Below are 14,576 nucleotides of genomic sequence, written 5' to 3' on the forward strand. Positions count from 1 at the left end.
TCAGCGGGCCCGGAGGAGGTGTTCGAGGGCGAGCTGGTCCAGCTGCTCGAAGGCCATGCCGCGCCGCGCGGCGGCGTCGACGTCGTACTCCTCGAAGGCGGAGCGGTCCGCCAGCAGGCCGGCCAGGCCGTCCTGGGCGGTGGGGAGCGCGAGTTCGGGCAGCCGGGATGCGGCGAGCGCGGCCTGCACCTCCGGGTCGGCCCGGAAGGCGCGGGAGCGCTCGGCCAGCAGCAGGTAGTTGCGCATGCAGCCGGCGGCCGAGGCCCAGACGCCGTCGAAGTCCTCGGTGCGCGGCGGCTTGAAGTCGAAATGGCGCGGGCCGTCGTAGCCGGCCGACTCCAGCAGGTCGACCAGCCAGAAGGCCTGCCGGAGGTCGCCCGCGCCGAAGCGCAGGTCCTGGTCGTACTTGATGCCGGACTGGCCGTTGAGGTCGATGTGGAACAGCTTGCCGTGCCACAGGGCCTGGGCGATGCCGTGCGGGAAGTTGAGCCCGGCCATCTGCTCGTGGCCGACCTCCGGGTTGACGCCGACCCGTTCGGGGCGCTCCAGCGCGTTGATGAACGCCAGGGCGTGGCCGACCGTGGGCAGCAGGATGTCGCCGCGCGGCTCGTTGGGCTTGGGCTCGATCGCGAAGCGCAGGTCGTAGCCCTGCTGCTCGACGTACTCGCCCAGCAGGTCGAAGGCCTCCTTCAGCCGGTCGAGCGCGGTGCGCACGTCCTTGGCCGCGCCGGACTCCGCGCCCTCGCGACCGCCCCAGGCGACGTAGACCGAGGCGCCGAGCTCCGCGGCCAGGTCGATGTTGCGGATCGTCTTGCGCAGCGCGTAGCGCCGCACGCCGCGGTCGTTGGCGGTGAAGGCGCCGTCCTTGAAGACGGGGTGGGTGAAGAGGTTGGTGGTCGCCATCGGGACCTTCAGTCCGGCGGCGTCCAGCGCGGCGCGGAAGCGCTTGACGGTCTCCTCACGGGTGGCGTCGTCCGCGCCGAAGGGGATCAGGTCGTCGTCGTGGAAGGTGACGCCGTAGGCGCCGAGTCCGGCCAGCCGCTGCACGGTCTCGACCGGGTCGAGGGCGGGGCGGGTCGCGTCGCCGAAGGGGTCGCGACCCTGCCAGCCGACGGTCCACAGGCCGAAGGTGAACTTGTGCGCGGGGGTGGGGGCGAGCGGGTCGCTGGACATGGAGCGGCTCCGGATCGGTGCGGAGGGTGTTTGTCAGGGCTCTCAACAAATTAGTATGCCGGGGCGTCAGAAGGAACCCCATCGGAGGAACGCATGGCTGAGCAGCGTGTCGTGATCGGCGTCGACAGCTCCACCCAGTCCACCAAGGCCCTCGCCGTCGACATCGACACGGGCACGGTCCTGGGCGAGGGTCGAGCCCCGCACACCGTCAGCGAGGGAGCCGGCCGGGAGAGCGATGCCGAACAGTGGTGGCGGGCCTTCGACGAGGCTGTCTCGGGGACGGGCTGGGCCGGACGCGCGTCCGCCGTCTCCATCGCCGGCCAGCAGCACGGCCTGGTCACCCTCGACGCGGCCGGCGCACCGGTCCGCCCGGCGCTGCTGTGGAACGACGTCCGGTCCGCCCCCCAGGCCGCCGCGCTGCGAGCCGGGATCGGCCCGGCGGAGATCGTCCGGCGCACCGGCAGCCTGCCGACCGCCGCCTTCACCGCTCCCAAGTGGGCCTGGCTGCGCGCCAACGAGCCCGCCGCCGCCGACCGCGTCGCGGCCGTCCGCCTCCCGCACGACTTCCTGACCGAGCGGCTGACCGGGGAGGCGGTGACCGACCGCGGCGACGCGTCGGGGACCGGCTGGTGGGGGCCGGACGGCTACGACGAGGTCGTCCTCGACCGCATCGGCCTCGACCCGGCCCTGCTGCCGCAGGTCCTCGTGCCGGGCGCACCGGCCGGCCTGGTCCGCCCCGGGACGGCGCTGCGCGAGGGGGCCCTGGTGGCCGCCGGAACCGGCGACAACATGGCGGCGGCCCTCGGGCTGGGACTGCGGCCCGGGCAGCCCGTGCTCAGCCTCGGCACCTCCGGGACGGTCTACGCCGTCGGCCGGAAGAGGCCGGTGGACCCGAGCGGGACGGTCGCGGGCTTCGCCGACGCCCTCGGCGGCTGGCTGCCGCTCGCCTGCACGCTCAACTGCACCCTCGCCGTCGACCGCGTCGCCGCCCTCCTCGGACGCGGGCGCGAGGAGGTCGAGGACGGCGGCACCGTGGTGGTGCTGCCCTACCTGGACGGCGAGCGCACCCCGGACCTGCCCGGCGCGTCCGGCCTGGTCCACGGACTCCGTCACGACACCACCCCGGGGGAGGTGCTCCAAGCCGCCTACGACGGCGCCGCCCACGCCCTGCTCACCGCCCTGGACGAGGTGCTGCGCGCGGGCGGCGAGGAGCCGGCGGGCGACGAGCCGCTGCTGCTGATCGGTGGCGGTGCCCGGGGCCGCGCCTGGCAGCGGACCGTCCTGCGGCTCTCGGGCCGGGCCGTGCGGGTACCCGCCGCGCGGGAACTGGTCGCACTCGGCGCGGCCGCCCAAGCCGCCGCGCTGCTCACCGGCGAGCCCGCCGACGCGGTGGCCCGCCGCTGGCGCACCGCCGACGGCCCGGTGCTGGAGCCCGTGGCACGGGACGCGGACGCACTCGAACGGATCAGCGGTACCCTGCGTCGGGCCGGGGCCTTGCAGGGAGCCCCGGCCGAGGACCGGTAGGAGGGGCCCGCGCGTGGGAGTGGTCGGCAGAACGGGGCACAGCCGGGGCTCCGGGCCCGCTTCGCAACAGGACATGCGACGGCGCAACCTCTCGGTGGTCCTCGGCACGGTCGCCGCGCACAACCCGCTCAGCCGCCCGCTGTCCCGCGCGGATGTCGCCGCACGCGTCGGCCTGACCCGGGCGGCCGTCTCCTCGCTGGTCGACGAACTGATCGGGCGGGGTGCGCTGACCGAGACGGATACCGCCCCCGACGGACGGGTCGGCCGCCCCGGACGCGCGCTGTCGGTGAGCGACCGGGGCCCCGCCGGCCTCGGTCTGGAGATCGGCGTCATGCACCTCGGCGCGTGCGTCGTGGACCTGCGCGGAGAACCCCGGGTGTGGCGCCGGGTCGAACGGTCGAACGCCGGCCGGCCGGCCGGGCAGGTGCTGGCGGAGGTCGCCGCGCTGGCCGCCGACGCGGAGGCCGAGGCCCGCGACCTCGGTCTCCGCGTCGAGGGCCGGGTCCTGGCCGTGCCCGGGGTGGTGCCGAACGAACCCGTCGGACAGGTCGATCGCGCGCCCAACCTCGGCTGGCACACCGTCCGCGTCGCCGACCACTGGCCCGATCCGGACACCGCGCCCGAGCCGGAGAACGAGGCCAACCTCGGGGCTCTGGCCGAGTACTGGAACGCCGGCCAGGCCGCGGAGACCTTCGTGCACGTCTCCGCGGACGCCGGGATCGGCGCCGCCCTGGTCATCGACGGGCAGGTGTTCCGCGGCGCCCGCGGCTTCGCCGGCGAACTCGGGCACATCCCCGTGCACCCGGGCGGCCTCCGGTGCGTCTGCGGCGCGCGCGGCTGCCTGGAGCAGTACGCGGGCCAGGCGGCCGTGCTGCGAGAGGCCGGTCTCGCGCAGCACGACCCGGGTCCGGGCGGACCCGCGGAGGCCGGCGACCCGGTCGCCCTGCTGGCCGAGCGGGCCGGTGCCGGGCACCCGCCGACCCTGGCGGCCCTGGACCGCGCCGGCCGTGCCCTGGGCCTCGCCCTCACCTCCGCCGTCGACCTCATCGACCCGGACGGCCTCGTCCTCGGCGGCACCTACGCCGAACTGGCCGCGTGGCTGCTGCCGTCCGTCCGTGCCGAACTCACCGACCGGGTCACCGTCCGGCCCTGGCCCCCGGAGGCGCTGCGCTCGTCCGCCCTGGGACGTCGCGGACCCGTGCTGGGCGCGGCGCAGACCACGATCCGCCGGATCATGGCGGACCCGACCCTGCTGTCCGTCGGCTGACGGCCCCGGGAGCGTCCCGGGGCCGTCACCGTGTCAGTCGTGCTCGACCACGACCATCGCGCGCCCGGCCCGGGTCATGACCTTGGGCTTCTTGGTGGGCAGCGAGAGCCGGAAGACCTTGTGCCACGCGGAGAACACCTGCTCGAGCAGCGGCCCGGTGACGTACTCCAGCTCGTACTTCTCGAAGAGCGCGCGCACCTTCACCGCGACCTCGGCGTACCGGTTGCTCGGCAGGTCCGGGAACAGGTGGTGCTCGATCTGGTGCGACAGGTTGCCGGTCATGAAGTGCATGGCCCTGCTGCCGCTGATGTTCGCCGAGCCCATCATCTGGCGCAGGTACCACTGGCCGCGTGTCTCGCCCTTGATCGACCGGCGCTCGAAGACCTGGACGCCCTCGGGGAAGTGCCCGCACATGATCACCGAGTGTGACCAGATGTTGCGGACCAGGTTCGCGGTGAACGTGGCGGCGAGCGTGGTGAGGAACGACGGGCCTGACAGCAGTGGATGGATCACGTAGTCCTTGAGCACCTGCTTGCGGATCTTGCGGCCCACGGCCTTGGCCCGCGCGCGGAACTCCGGGTCCTTGCGGCGGCGCTTGTGCAGGTTCTTGCCGAGCTCCAGGTCGTACGCCGCGATGCCGTACTCGAAGAAGCAGGCGTTGAGGAAGTTCCACAGCGGCTGGCCGAGGTGGGCCGGGTGCCACTCCTGGTCCTCGTCGACGCGCATGATGCCGTAGCCGAGGTCGTTGTCCTTGCCGATCACGTTGGTGTACGTATGGTGCAACTCGTTGTGCGAGTGCTTCCACTGCTCGGCCGGCGAGACGTGATCCCACTCCCAGGTGGTGGAGTGGATCTTCGGGTCCCGCATCCAGTCCCACTGGCCGTGCAGGACGTTGTGGCCGATCTCCATGTTGTCCATGATCTTCGCCACGGACAGGCCGGCGGTGCCGAGCAGCCACGCGGGCGGGAAGACCGAGAACAGCAGCACGCCCCTGCTGGCCAGCTCGAGCTTGCGCTGCGCCGAGATGACCTTACGGATGTAGGCGGCGTCCTTCTCGCCGCGGTCGGCGATCACCTCGTCGCGGATCGCGTCCAGCTCGCGGCCGAGCTCCTCGATCTGCTGCGCGGTCAGGTGGGCGGTGGGGTCGATGGCGGTCAAGGTGCGTCTACCGTTCGATGTCGCAGGGGCCCGCCGCGGCGGACACGCAGGTCTGGATGAGGACGCCCGGCTCGGCCTCGGTGATCTCGCCGGTGCGCAGGTCGCGGACGGCGCCCGCCTTGAGCGGCGTGACGCAGCCGAAGCAGATGCCCATGCGGCACCCGGAGGGCATGAGCACGCCGGCCTCCTCGCCGATGTCCAGCAACGGCGTGGCGCCGTCCGCGTCGACTGTCGTGCCGGTGGCGCTGAACGTGACCTCGCCGCCGCCGCCGTCGCCGGCGACGACGATGCGGGGTCGGAAGCGTTCGGTGCGCAGGCGATCCCGGACGCCGTGTTCGGTCCAGTACTCCTCCGCGGCGCCGAGCAGACCCGCGGGCCCGCAGGCCCAGGTCTCGCGCTCGGCCCAGTCGGGCACGAGTTCGCCGAGGCGGGCGATGTCGAGCTTGCCGTCCGTGGCGCTGTGCACCTCGACGAGGCGCAGCTTCTTGTCCGCGACCAGGCCGTGCAGCTCGTTGCGGAAGATCACGTCTTGGGGCCGCGGCGCACAGTGGACCATGACGACGTCATCCAACTCGACGTCGCGCAGCATGCCCATCACGGGCGTGATGCCGCTGCCGGCCGTCAGGTAGAGCACCTTGGCGGGCTTGGCAGGCGGCAGCACGAAGTCACCGGTCGGCTGGTCGAGCTGGACCAGCGTGCCCGGTGCCGCCCTGCGGACCAGGTGGTTGCTGACCTTGCCGTCCGGGATCGCCTTCACGGTGATCGTGATCCGGCCGTCCTGGCGGTCCGTCGGTGAGGTGATGGAGTAGGCACGCCACAGGCGCCTCCCGTCGACGTCGACCCCGATCCGCACGTACTGACCGGCCGCGTGGCCGCGCCAGTCCCGTCCCGGCCTGATCACGACGGTCGCGGCGTCACCCGTCTCGGGGTGCACGGCCTCGATGCGCCCGCGCAGGTCGGCGCCCGCACGCAGCGGGCTGACCAGGTCGAGGTAGTCCGACGGCAGCAGCGGCGTCGTGACCATCTCCAGCAGTTTCCACGCCCTCTTGCGGAGGGCTGCACTCGTCATGACTCCAGCTTGCTGCGCCTCAGGGTGTAAAGTCCTGACCGTAGGACGTGAATCTGGTCGACCGAATTGTTCGCAGGGAACAGAAGCGTGAGTCAAGCAATCCGGAGGGCCAGCGAGCTGGTCCTGGATGAGACGACGGTCACCGCGCTTCGGGCCGCGCTGAGGGCCACCGCCGACGAGGTCGTCCAGGCGATCATCGACGAGGTCCCTCCTTACGCGAACGCCCTTTCGGGCCGCATGGGCGGCACCATCCGCCGAGCCGTCCGCACCGCCCTGGGCCACTACCTGGACCTCGCGAGCGGGAATGCCACGGGCGGCGACGCCGGTGACGCAGCCTACGAGCTGGGCCGCGGCGAGGTGCGCGACGGCCGTTCGATGGACGCCCTGCTCAGCGCCTACCGCGTCGGCGCCCGCGTGGCCTGGCGATGTCTGGCAGCGGGTGCCGTGCCCGTAGGTCTGCCCGCCGCCGAGGTCGCCAAGTTCGCGGAGCTGACCTTCGCCTACATCGACGAGCTCTCCGCCGCGAGCGCCGCGGGCCACGCCGACGAACTGGCGGCGCGAGGCAGGGCCCGCGAGCGCCACCTGGAACACCTGGCCCGCGACCTCCTCGCCGACGCGAGCCCGGACGTGCTGCTGGCCTCAGTTCAACGGGCCGGGTGGCAGCCTCCGACTTCGCTCACCGCGGTCCTGCTGCCCGCCGCCCAGGCCCGGCCCGCCTACCGCGCGCTCGACCCGGGCACCCTCGTCCTCGATGATCTGCCGGACGCCACCGGTGTGCTGCTCGTTCCCGATGTCGACCGATCGCATCTCCTGCGGCAGCTGGCCGACCGCACCGCCGTGGTCGGTCCGGCCCGGCCGTGGACTCGTGCGTCCGCCTCGTACGCGCGAGCCGTACGCGCGCGCTCCCTCTCCTCTGGCATCCGCGACACCGAGGCCCACCTGCCCGAGCTGGTGCTGAGCGCCGACATGGACGCGTTCTCAGACCTGCGTGCCCGCGCGCTCGCACCGTTGCGGACCTTGCCCGTCGCGACCGCGCGGCGGCTGGAGGAGACGTTGCGAGCGTGGCTGCTGCACCAGGGCAGACGGGACGAGGTGGCGGCGGCGTTGTTCGTCCATCCCCAGACAGTCCGGTACCGGATGTCGCAGCTGCGGGAGCTGTTCCCGGATCTCGCGTCGCCGTACCGGGTCCTTGAACTGACCCTGGCGGTGGGTCTTCCGGCCCGCTGACGCGTACTCCGGGCGTCCACGACCGCGTCCGTGCGCGGGCCAGGAATCAGAAGCGATTCCCGAACCGCAGGCCGGGCCACGTCTTCCCAGGTGAGGTGCGTGGTCGGCCGCGTGCGGCGCCCGGTGCGGACCCCTGAGTCCGTACCGTCTCCGGTACCGACGACGACGGGAACGGCACGTACGCCGCCGCTCCGGGCGCCGGTGCGCCCGCTCCGACGGTCCCCGGGAAGCCGGCCCCGCCCGCCTCTCCACGGGCCGTCACCCGCGCCCGCGGCCCCTGCCACCGGGGCGGGGATCGCCGTGCGACCCGGTCCGGCCGGTGGCACGGCCCGTGGGCGGCGGCCCGTCGGTGGCGGCCCGTCGGCGCGGCGCGGAACTACAGTGGCAGGTATGACCGATGGCATCTCCGGCATCCCGGCCCTCGCCGCGCTCCGGCGGCGCGCCGGGGCGGAACTGTTCGCCCGGGTGGCCGGGCCGCAGGGCCCGGCCACCCGGAGCCGGATCCACGAGACGCCGGGCCCCCGGTGGTTCGGCCCGGACCGGCCCATCCGGGTCGTCCACGGGGACGCCTCGATGTTCGTCGGCGGACTCCGGGCGCTCCTGCTGCAGTCGCTGCACCCGCTGGCGATGGCCGCCGTCGAGGCGCACTCCGGCTACCGGGGCGATCCGTGGGGCCGACTCCAGCGCACCAGCACCTTCCTCGCGGTCACCACGTTCGGGACGGCGGCCGACGCGCAGCGGGCGGTCGACCACGTGCGGGCGGTGCACGAGCGGGTCCGCGGCACCAGTGCCTCGGGGGAGGCGTACCGGGCCGGTGATCCACACCTGCTCGGCTGGGTGCACGCCGCCGAGGTCGACAGCTTCCTCCGCGCCCACCGGGCCTACGGGGAAGAGCCGTTGGACGACGAGGCCTATGACGGCTACGTGGCCGACGCCGCCGTCGTGGCCGCCGCGCTGGGTGTCGTCGACCCGCCGCGCGACCAGCGGCAGCTCGCTGCCGTCCTCGCGGCGTACCGCGCGGAGTTGCACCGGACCAGGGCAGCCCTCGACGCGGCGCGGTTCATCCTCCTCCGGCCGCCCCTGCCGTGGGTGGTCCGCCCGCCGTACGGGCTGCTCGCGGCCGGCGCGGTCTCGCTGCTGCCGGGGTGGGCGCGGCGGGAACTCCGCCTGCCCTACCTGCCGGTGGTGGAGCAGCCGGCGGTCCGGCTGGGCGCGGCCGGCGTGACCAGGGGGATCAGGTGGGCGATGACCCGCCCGCCCGGGGTGGGCGAGGCGGGTCGGCGGGTGGACCCGGGCGTCCCGACCTGACCAGGACCTCTGACCAGGACCTCTGACCAGGACCTCTGACCAGGACCTCGGTGCCCGAAGGGACGGCCGCCCGGCGTCTCCCAGTAGTGGCGCCGGCCGCCGCCCGGAGGACGACGCCGATCACGGCCAGGACCAGACCGGTGGCCGGGTTCGCTGAACTTCTCCTGCACCAGGCGCCGTACCGGGAGCCCCAGGAAGCGCAGTGTCCGGAGCCCGTCCGCGGCCCGCAGCCGGGCGGCCATCGGCGACCCCCGCCCTGACCCGGGGGAAGGGGTGCACAGCGACGTCCGGAGCTCGGGACAGCAGGGTGGGGACCTCACACCGAAGGACCGGGCGCTGGCCCGCGAGGTGGCCGCCTGCCGGGGGTGGCCGGCCGGGAGGGTGCGGTGGAGCCCCGGCGCCTGGAACGGCGGCGCGAGGCGCTCGCCGTTCCGGTGATCGGCCTGGCCCGCACCCACGGCCGCCTGGCCTGGTTCCTGGCGGGGTGCGGTGCGGCGCTCTCCTCCGTCCTGCACTGGCGGCCCCTGCCGGCGGGGTCGGTCGCCCACCGGTCATCGCCGGCGGCGCGCGGCCGACCGCCCGAACCGATTCGCCAGGCCCGCCACCGCCACGGTGAGACCGAGTCCGGCACTGAAGAGCAGGATCGTCAGAGCCAGCACCGCCACTGTCGCCATCATGAGGATCGCCCTCTCTCGTCCAGCCGTGCGGCGCCGGACCTCGTGTCCGGCGCCGTCCGGGAGCCCGCGTTCCCCGCGCGGCCGGGACCACACGGGCGTCGGCCCGCCGACCGGGGGCGAGATTCAGCCAAGTGGGCCGACGGCCCCGCCCCTCGGAGCTATTCGCCGTCCCACGCGGTGGCGGACAGCAGGGCCCCGGCCGACCAGCGGGCGTAGCGGCAGCTCACCGGCAGCGGGAAGTCGACGGCGGCGGGGCCGGTGACGGACCGCAGATCGGCGAGCAGGGCGTCGTCGGGCAGGGCTGCTGCGGCCTCGCGCAGCAGGGGGTCACCGCTCAACCGGGCCGCCGCGGCGGTGACCGGCTCCACCGTCGTCGCCTCCCGCTCCGGGTCCGGCCACCGATCGCCGAAGTGTCGGCCGAACGTCCTGACCTCGATGGCGGTGCCGGGTCCGGCCTCGGCCCGGGCCGAGGCGAGTGCCTCCTCCAGGCAGTCGGCGAGGCGCTCCAGCCAGGCGGTCAGCGACGGCGCCACGCGCACGGAGTCGGTGGCGTCCCAGAAACGGAAGACCGGGCCCCACGCCCCCGTGACCCGGTCGACGTCCACGTAGGTGTGGCCGTCGCCGTGGTCGAGGTAGACGAACCAGTGGGTGCCGGCGCCGCCGGCGTGCTCCACGTACCAGCTGCTGTCACCGGCCGGGTAGCAGCCCCGGTTGAAGGGGTGACCCAGGTCGACGTGCTCGATCGACAGGTGGCCGTTGACCGCGGACCGCGAGACCGTGATCCGCACGCCCCCGACGACCCGCAGCAGCGCGCGGATCTCCTCGGGCACCGGCGCCGGCCAGCCGTCCATCTCCTCGTCGCTGATCCCCGGGTCCAGGACCACCAGCCCCTCGGAGGACTCCGCCACCCGACGCAGTCGCCCCGCGGTCCGTACGGCGTCGTCGCCGGCGGCGCTGCCGGCGCCCTGGGCCGCGCTGGGCGTGCTCGCGGCGCCGTCGGTCGTGCGGTCGGTCATCAGGGTCCCCCTCGGTCGGTGCGTCGGCGGCACGACCCTACCGCCGGGAGGGGACAGTCCCCGCCGGACGACGGCGTCGAGCCGGGCCGCCCGGCCGGGCGGCCCGGCGGCCGACCGAACGCCGTCGGTTCGATCAGGACCACCGGGATCTCCCGGTCCTTCTTCGCCCGGTACTCCTCGTAGGCGGGCCAGTGCTCCGCCATGAGCGGCCGGGCGGCGGCCCGCTCGGGCCGATATCGGACCTGGACCGGGCGCGAGGCCTTCGAGCGGTCCTGCCGGCCCGCGCTCGGGTCCCTCTTCGACCTCGCCGACTCACGCTGCAAGGCTGATGACGTTCTCGTGTTCCTCTCGGAGGGCGACCCGCCGACGCTCTTGCTGACGCCGCTCCGGCTGAAGCCGCTCTTGCTGACGCTCCGTCAGGGCGAGCGGTACGTGCCGGCGCCGCCGGGTCCGGTCAGTCCTTCCGTCGGCGCAGGGCGGACGGCCGGTGTACGGCCGTCCGCCCGGAGGCGGAGCTGCGCACCTCGTACTGCGGCTCCTCGGGTGAGGCGTCGACCGTCCGGCCCGCAGCCTCGACCTGCGAGGTGATCTCCCGCTCGACCTGGCCGGTCACGGTGGTTCCGTGACTGCGCCAGGAGACGTGGTCGCCTCGCCGCAGCCGCTTCCGCCCGTTCCCGGTGGCGTGGGACTTGGTCGTCATGGTGCGTCCTCCCGGCTCCGGCCGCGTCGTGGGTCCGACCGGGCGTGTGCCCATCCCCGGCCGAAGCGAATCTCGCGGGCCCCGACGGGGAGCGTGGAGCTCCAGCCGTCCGCTGCCCCAGCGCGGCGGTCGGTCGTGAGGCGGTCGGTCGTGAGGCGGTCGGTCGTGAGGCGGGCGGGCGTCGCTCGAAGCGGCGCCCGCCGCCCCGTCTCGGGCCGATCGACCGGCAAGGAAGTGTGGTTCCGCGGGACCCGGGCAGGCGTCCGGGCATGGTGAGAGTCGGCTACACGGTGATGAGCGGGCGGGTCGGCCCCCGGCGCCTGGTGCGGGACGTCGTCCACGCCGAGCAGGCGGGCTACGACTTCGCTGCCATCTCCGACGACTACTCTCCGTGGCTGGACACGTCGCCGAGTCGAGTCCTCGCGGCTCCCTGCCGCGACCGCGTCGAGGGCTTCGTCGAAGCGGTCCGGTCGTACGCCGACGCGGGGTTCGACGAGGTGGCGCTGGTCCAGGCGGCGGTGACCACAGGGAGGTCTTCCTCGACTGGTCCCAGCGCACCCTGCTCCCCGCCCTGCGTGAGCGGTGACGCGGTCCACCTCCCACGCCCGGGCCCCACCGGGCCGCGCCCGTCTGGGAGAGCCTGCCCGTCGGCCCTGCGCTGACGTCAACCGCACGGCCGCCCCTACCCCTGTCCAGCTGACCGCCCCGCCCACCTGACCGACATCGACGAGACTGACACATCGACGTGACCGAGGAGTGTGCCCCCGATGGACGCCGACCACAGCACCAATGAGTCTGCCCGCACCATGGCGGAGCTGAGTTCGCAGGCCGAGGAGGCCCGCGACCGTCTCGCCGACACGGGCGCGGAGCGCGACGCCGGCAGCGACGTCGCAGCCCGGGCGCGCGATGCAGCCGAACAGGCCCGGGAACGCGTGCTCCGAAGCACCGAGCAGGCCCGGGAACGGGTCAGCCACGGTGTGGCCGACGCACGGGAGCGCGTCAGCCACACCGCCGAGCACGCCCGGGAACTCGTCGGCCACGGCGCGGACCAGGCCCGGCACGCCGTGGAGGAGGGACTCGGCGGGGCCACCGACAGCCTGCGCGCCGGGGCGGAGCGGGCGAAGGCGGGTTTCGCGGGTTTCACCGACACGGCCGGGTCGGCGGTCGCGCGCGACGGGGAGGGCCCGGCCCGGGACGTGGTGCTCCAGTCCGCCCGGTACGCCGGGCCGGTACTGGCCGCCGCCGGTGCCGCCATGCTCGTCGCCGCCGCTGTCGTGGCGCTCTCCCGCCGCCGGGCCTGACGCGCGCCCCTGAAGGACCGCCCGGCACCGGCCGCCCGGGGCGCGCGACGCGGTCGCGCTCGCTCCGGGCGGTCTCCGGGGGCCCGCCCGGCAGCCCTGCGGCCCCCACCTGCCGCCGTGGGTCGGCCGGGCGGCCCGCATCACGCCGGGCAGCGGCGGATCGGCGGGGGTCACGCTCCCCACGCAGGCGCTGAGCCCGGGGTACGACGGCATCGCGCTCCAGCGGGTGCTCGTGGCACCCGATCGACTCGCCGAACACCATCATCGGCGACCCGCCCCCCCGGCTCACGGTCTCCATCTCCGACCCCGCCGTCGGCGCGCTGCGACGCGCATCCGGATCACCTCTGACCGGCGATTTCCTGAGCGCGGACAACCGGATCGACGTCCTGGCACACGGCTTCCCGGCCGACGACCCCGCGCGGGCGGCGGTCTGAGTTCCTCCCGAACCGCCCCTGCGCCACACCGGCGGGGGCGGCGCGTGGCTGGGTGATCAGCGGGCGTGCGGCGGGTGATCGACTCCTTGGTGCAGCCGAGGTTGCGCTGAGGGCGCCACCCGCGCCGACGTCACCGTCCAGCTGCCGACCCGGCTCCACCCTCCTGCTCTGCCCTGCTCTGCACCGGCGGGCTGGCCCGACCCCGCCCTCACGCCACGGCTCTGGCCCGCCGCCCGCCGCCCGCTGGGAACGTTCTGCGAACGCCTCCCCGACCACGTCCTCGCCGCACAACCACACGATGTCGCCCCCTTGGCCATGCGCGTGCCCTGCCGCTGGAGAGGAGGTTCAGGGGCCGTCCGTGCCTGCCCGGGCGGCCGGTCGTTCCTGCCACCCGGTGCTCGAATCCGGCCCGTGGAGTGCGGGAGCGGGCCTGCGGTGATCGGGCCGACCGGGACCGGTCGACCGGGCGCCAGGACAGGCCGTAAGGGTGGGTCCCCCGGACGGCCCTGAGGGTCCGGGTCAGATGACCCGTGGTGTCTCGCCCGCCGCCGGGAGGTCGTCCTGCGGCAGGTGGACATCGGTGACGCGGACGTTCACCTCGACCACCTCCAGGCCGGTCATCTGCTCCACTGCGGCGACCACGGCGGCCCGGAGAGCGTCGACCGTGCGCGGGATGGAGAACCCGTACTCCGTCACGACATCGAGGTCGACGGCGGCCTGCCGTTCGCCGACCTCCACCTCCACCCCGCGAGCGGGGTCGTTCCGATCAGCGCCCCCGTGATTGCCATGTGTGAGCGAAGGTCCGCCGCCCAGCCGGTGGACACCCGGTACCTCGCAGGCGGCGGTGGCCACGATCCTTGCCACCGCGCCCTTCAGAACGGTCGTTCTGCCGGCGGGCGGCCCCGAGGCGTCCTGCTGCCGGACCGCGGCCACGGGACCGGGGCGCTTCGGCCCGGGGCGTCCGGGCCCGGTACCGGGCGCCGACGAGGGTTCGGCTGCTGCGGCCGCGTAGTCGCCGGGAGGCGTGGGGGCCGTCGTCGCGGGTTTCTGCACCGCACCGCTGCCCGTCGGGTTGGTGGGATAGGTCATCATCGTTCACCTGCCTGCACCTCGTGGCCGACCGTACCGGCCGACCACCGAGCACCTTCCCACCACCGGGTGGACCAACCCTGGTTCGACCGGCGATCGGGGTGCCGTGGCGCCGGGAGCCGGGCGGGCGGCTGAGGTTCGGCTACTGGAGATGACCGAGCAAGGCCAGCCTCGACTGCTCCGACCGCCGCCTCCCCCGGCTGGACACCCAGGGCCACGCGCCCACGCCTGCGCCGTCCTCGGGGCCATCGCCCAGGACGGACAGCAGGCTCAGGGGCGGGGCCGGGGGGCCAGGCCCGGGCGCCGGCGGTGAGCCGTCAGGTGGACGAGGGCTTCCGACCGCGCGGACGACACGCCGCGAGCCGTCCCGCGGGGCAGCAAGCGCAGGACGGCCGGTGCCGGCTCGTGCTCGACGACCCCGCTTGAGCTTCCCTCCCTGGTGGAACCAGTGGAACCAGTGGAACCAGTGGAACCAGTGGAACCAGTGGAATCGGGTTGGCCCGGTGTCCGGCCGGTGGGGTCGAGGCCCCGTTCACGCCCGGCCCCCGGCCCGGGCTCCACCGCCTGGAGACCCAGGGCGAGGACGACCTGCGGCTCTACCTCGACGACGGCGCGGCCGCGATCCCGCGACTG

11 protein-coding genes and 1 pseudogene are annotated in these 14,576 nt (G+C 74.5%); 6 read left to right on the forward strand and 6 right to left on the reverse strand.

Going from position 1 to position 14,576, the window contains the following annotated elements; genetic code table 11:
- A complete protein-coding gene (gene xylA, locus ABZ497_RS31905) occupies positions 1-1,173 on the reverse strand; it encodes a xylose isomerase (RefSeq protein WP_359810381.1) in 1,173 nt (390 codons plus the stop codon).
- 93 nt (positions 1,174-1,266) lie between these two features.
- On the opposite strand from xylA, the gene xylB reads away from it, so the two are divergent.
- Together xylB and ABZ497_RS31915 are read left to right on the forward strand one after the other, a co-directional pair.
- Positions 1,267-2,697 carry a xylulokinase gene (gene xylB, locus ABZ497_RS31910; protein WP_359810384.1) on the forward strand — a complete coding sequence of 477 codons (1,431 nt, stop codon included), beginning with the start codon at positions 1,267-1,269 and terminating at the stop codon, positions 2,695-2,697.
- 73 nt (positions 2,698-2,770) lie between these two features.
- A complete protein-coding gene (locus tag ABZ497_RS31915; protein WP_359810387.1) occupies positions 2,771-3,964 on the forward strand; it encodes an ROK family transcriptional regulator in 1,194 nt (397 codons plus the stop codon).
- A gap of 33 nt (positions 3,965-3,997) precedes the next feature.
- Here ABZ497_RS31915 and ABZ497_RS31920 read toward each other — a convergent pair whose 3' ends face one another.
- Both ABZ497_RS31920 and ABZ497_RS31925 read right to left on the reverse strand, forming a co-directional pair.
- Positions 3,998-5,122, reverse strand: a complete 1,125-nt coding sequence (locus tag ABZ497_RS31920) for an acyl-CoA desaturase (protein ID WP_359810390.1) — start codon at positions 5,120-5,122, stop codon at positions 3,998-4,000.
- Positions 5,123-5,129: 7 nt separating this feature from the next.
- Positions 5,130-6,191, reverse strand: a complete 1,062-nt coding sequence (locus tag ABZ497_RS31925; protein ID WP_359810393.1) for a ferredoxin reductase — start codon at positions 6,189-6,191, stop codon at positions 5,130-5,132.
- Positions 6,192-6,278: 87 nt separating this feature from the next.
- Between ABZ497_RS31925 and ABZ497_RS31930 the strand changes: the two genes are divergently transcribed.
- Positions 6,279-7,418 (forward strand): helix-turn-helix domain-containing protein, encoded by a 1,140-nt coding sequence (locus ABZ497_RS31930; protein WP_359810396.1) that lies wholly within the window; start codon positions 6,279-6,281, stop codon positions 7,416-7,418.
- Positions 7,419-7,808: 390 nt separating this feature from the next.
- Positions 7,809-8,726, forward strand: a complete 918-nt coding sequence (locus tag ABZ497_RS31935; RefSeq protein WP_359810399.1) for an oxygenase MpaB family protein — start codon at positions 7,809-7,811, stop codon at positions 8,724-8,726.
- 835 nt (positions 8,727-9,561) lie between these two features.
- Here the strand turns inward: ABZ497_RS31935 and ABZ497_RS31940 are convergent.
- Both ABZ497_RS31940 and ABZ497_RS31945 read right to left on the reverse strand, forming a co-directional pair.
- Positions 9,562-10,419, reverse strand: coding sequence for an SMI1/KNR4 family protein (locus ABZ497_RS31940; protein WP_359810402.1), 858 nt, complete (start codon positions 10,417-10,419; stop codon positions 9,562-9,564).
- Positions 10,420-10,873: 454 nt separating this feature from the next.
- Positions 10,874-11,119, reverse strand: a complete 246-nt coding sequence (locus ABZ497_RS31945; protein WP_359810405.1) for a DUF2945 domain-containing protein — start codon at positions 11,117-11,119, stop codon at positions 10,874-10,876.
- Between the two features lie 422 nt (positions 11,120-11,541).
- Between ABZ497_RS31945 and ABZ497_RS31950 the strand changes: the two are divergent.
- Together ABZ497_RS31950 and ABZ497_RS31955 are read left to right on the forward strand one after the other, a co-directional pair.
- Positions 11,542-11,705 (forward strand): annotated as a pseudogene (locus ABZ497_RS31950) (LLM class F420-dependent oxidoreductase); the annotation flags it as partial.
- Positions 11,706-11,886: 181 nt separating this feature from the next.
- Entirely contained in the window at positions 11,887-12,420 is a 534-nt protein-coding gene (locus ABZ497_RS31955) for a hypothetical protein (RefSeq protein WP_359810408.1), read from the forward strand.
- A 953-nt stretch (positions 12,421-13,373) separates the two neighbouring features.
- Here ABZ497_RS31955 and ABZ497_RS31960 read toward each other — a convergent pair.
- Complete coding sequence (locus ABZ497_RS31960; protein WP_359810411.1) at positions 13,374-13,946, reverse strand: Asp23/Gls24 family envelope stress response protein; 573 nt, start codon at positions 13,944-13,946, stop codon at positions 13,374-13,376.
- Positions 13,947-14,576: the final 630 nt, after the last annotated feature.

The sequence above is a fragment of the Kitasatospora sp. NPDC005751 genome (assembly GCF_040630835.1).
GTDB lineage: Bacteria > Actinomycetota > Actinomycetes > Streptomycetales > Streptomycetaceae > Kitasatospora.

Excerpts from the sequence above, each read along its gene's own strand:
- xylA (WP_359810381.1), bottom strand. The coding sequence starts at position 1,173 with ATGTCCAGCGACCCGCTCGCCCCCACCCCCGCGCACAAGTTCACCTTC.
- xylB (WP_359810384.1), top strand. The coding sequence starts at position 1,267 with ATGGCTGAGCAGCGTGTCGTGATCGGCGTCGACAGCTCCACCCAGTCC.
- ABZ497_RS31915 (WP_359810387.1), top strand. The coding sequence starts at position 2,771 with ATGCGACGGCGCAACCTCTCGGTGGTCCTCGGCACGGTCGCCGCGCAC.
- ABZ497_RS31925 (WP_359810393.1), bottom strand. The coding sequence starts at position 6,191 with ATGACGAGTGCAGCCCTCCGCAAGAGGGCGTGGAAACTGCTGGAGATG.
- ABZ497_RS31935 (WP_359810399.1), top strand. The coding sequence starts at position 7,809 with ATGACCGATGGCATCTCCGGCATCCCGGCCCTCGCCGCGCTCCGGCGG.
- ABZ497_RS31940 (WP_359810402.1), bottom strand. The coding sequence starts at position 10,419 with ATGACCGACCGCACGACCGACGGCGCCGCGAGCACGCCCAGCGCGGCC.
- ABZ497_RS31945 (WP_359810405.1), bottom strand. The coding sequence starts at position 11,119 with ATGACGACCAAGTCCCACGCCACCGGGAACGGGCGGAAGCGGCTGCGG.
- ABZ497_RS31955 (WP_359810408.1), top strand. The coding sequence starts at position 11,887 with ATGGACGCCGACCACAGCACCAATGAGTCTGCCCGCACCATGGCGGAG.
- ABZ497_RS31960 (WP_359810411.1), bottom strand. The coding sequence starts at position 13,946 with ATGATGACCTATCCCACCAACCCGACGGGCAGCGGTGCGGTGCAGAAA.